This window comes from Brevibacillus sp. HB1.2 (assembly GCF_013332495.1).
In the GTDB taxonomy this organism is placed as follows: Bacteria; Bacillota; Bacilli; order Brevibacillales; family Brevibacillaceae; genus Brevibacillus; species Brevibacillus porteri.
The window spans coordinates 1-2582 of the sequence record NZ_JABMIU010000036.1; the positions used below are offsets into that span (position 1 = coordinate 1).

Here is a 2582-nt window from a genome sequence, read left to right on the forward strand (position 1 = left end):
GTGCGCCCAGACGGGCTGCATCGCATTGCTGCTTAAGCAGCTAGGCTATACCAACATTTGCCTATCACCAGCCGACTACCCGTGAAAGGAAACTGACGCGGTGACTGGAGCATGTCGGACAAAGCAGGAAAGTTGGCGAAATAGGTGTAGCCACGACTGAACCTGCAAGGTGAAACGCATAGACAAGGATGAAAGCTATACTGCTTGAACACTAGCCAGAGGGTGGTAATCGTCACTGTCAACACACGCCTATTTAAGTGTTGATGGAGTGTATGGATGCTTGTATAAAAACATTACAAGTATCGTTGGTACATCACTCCCCCAATCCCGGTAAAAGGATAAACGGCGAAAGGTGCATCCGAAACTATGTAACAAATTATGCGTGCAGTGCTTACTGGGGATTACCTAAGTCAGAGCGCACCAATTTTCTACCAAGAAAGCAAATTGGTGCTATAGTCTTTAGGACTTGAAAATCTGATATGGTAACGGAGTTCCCGTAGTAGTCCGAGATGGGGAAAGCCCATTACATGGCGAAGGGGAACAGCCTAACCATACAATAAGCGAAAGGATATGGTGAGATACCATGCGAAACCCTGAAGCCATATTGTATACCTTGTCCAGTAAAGAAGAATCTTACGTTCACAATGACCTGTACCGAATTTTGTACAATAAGGAGTTCTACTTCAGAGCGTACGGCAAGATTTACGCAAAAGAGGGAAACATGACTCCAGGCGCAGATGGAAAAACGATTGACGGCTTTAAAGTTGAAAAAATTGATGAACTTATCGTCAAACTCAAGAACCAAACCTTCAGTCCGAATCCGTCGCGTCGAACGTACATTGCCAAAAAGAATAGCACCAAAAAGAGACCACTGGGTATTCCGTCATTTGAAGACAAACTGTTGCAAACAGTTGTTGAGGAAATTCTCTCTGCAATTTTCGAGAGACACTTCAAGAACTCTTCTCACGGATTCAGACCCAAACGAAGCTGCCACACAGCACTTCAACAAATCAAAGTCAGCAACAATGGGACTCGTTGGTGGGTAGAAGGTGATATCGAAGGATTCTTTGACAACATCGACCACCATGTACTAACGGGCATCGTATCCAAAAGGATAAACGACCATAGGTTCATTTCGCTTCTCTGGAAGTTTCTCAAAGCTGGGTATCTTGAGAACTGGACCTTCCATAATACTTACTCAGGAACGCCACAAGGTGGGATTATTAGTCCTATCCTAGCGAATATTTACCTGAACGAGCTAGACAAGTACATGGAGGAAGTAATCAAGAAATTCAATAAGGGAAAAGAACGACAGCGCAGCAAACAATACAAGGCTATAGACAACAAGATTTACAAAATGAGAAATATAGCCAAACTGAGCTGGGAAAGTCAAACGGATGAGGAAAAGAAAGCTTTCTTGAAGAAACTCAAGGAAGTCCGTCTTCAACAATATAAGGTCCCAACATTGGCCCCGATGGACGAATCCTTTAGACGAATGACGTACACCAGATATGCTGACGATTTCCTTATTGGTATCAGTGGTTCCAAAGAAGATGCAGAACAAGTCAAAGTTGAACTGACTAAATTCTTGAAAGAAAGTTTGAAGTTAAACTTATCTCAAGAGAAAACTCTCGTTACACATGGTGCAGACAAGGTGCTCTTCCTTGGATATCACATCTTCATGTGCAAAAAGGACGAAGGGGAAAAAGTATTACAGAATGGAAAGCATCAAAGGATGCGGTCCAAACTGAATAAACCATTTCTCTCTATTCCTCATGAAAAAATGAGAGATTTCTTGTTGAAGAAGCAGGCACTCGTCATTGAGCAGGATGGAACGTGGAAATCTACGCATAGAAAGCCACTACTACCCATCGGAGATTACGAAATCCTATGTGTCTATAACAGCGAAATAAGAGGTTTGTACAACTATTACAAGCTGGCTGTAGACGTAAAAAAGCTCAATGGTCTATATCACATCATGAGGTATAGTTTCCTCAAAACCTTGGCAAACAAGCACAAAACGAAAGTCGCCAAGATAATGAAGAACAAAAAGGACTATGTTCATGATGGTCAACTTGGAGTGGTCTATAAGACTGCAAAGGATGAAAAGTTTGGACTATTCTATAATGAAGGCTTTCAATATCGGTCGCTCAACTTCTCGTACGGGACGAATGAAACCGATGCTGACGTAGATAACAAACCAGCCATCGAAAGCTTCTATAGAAGCAGAACCAGTATCGTCCAACGGTTGTTGGCTAACACCTGCGAATGGTGTGGGGAAACTATGGGAAAGATGGAGGTTCACCACGTTAGAAAATTGAAAGACCTCAAGGGCAAGAAAAAATGGGAACAGGTCATGATTTCCAGGCAACGTAAGACATTAGTTTTGTGCTCAAAACCTGGTTCAACTGGGTGTCACGAAAAACTACACTTAGGCTTGCTGAGCTAAGTGACTTCAAATAACGGACATTGTAGTTAGTGTGGAAAGCCGTATACATCGAGAGGTGTACGTACGGTTTGGGGAGGGGTTCTTGGAAACCTACTTCAGCAATGAAGAAAGGCGCTGGGTACCTACTCTACTT

The 2582-nt window shown here is 42.9% G+C and carries 1 protein-coding gene; it reads left to right on the plus strand.

What is annotated here, in order from left to right:
- The first annotated feature begins 583 nt into the window (after window positions 1-583).
- Complete coding sequence (locus tag HPY28_RS30015) at window positions 584-2449, plus strand: reverse transcriptase domain-containing protein (protein ID WP_174231970.1); 1866 nt, start codon at window positions 584-586, stop codon at window positions 2447-2449.
- Window positions 2450-2582 lie beyond the last annotated feature (133 nt).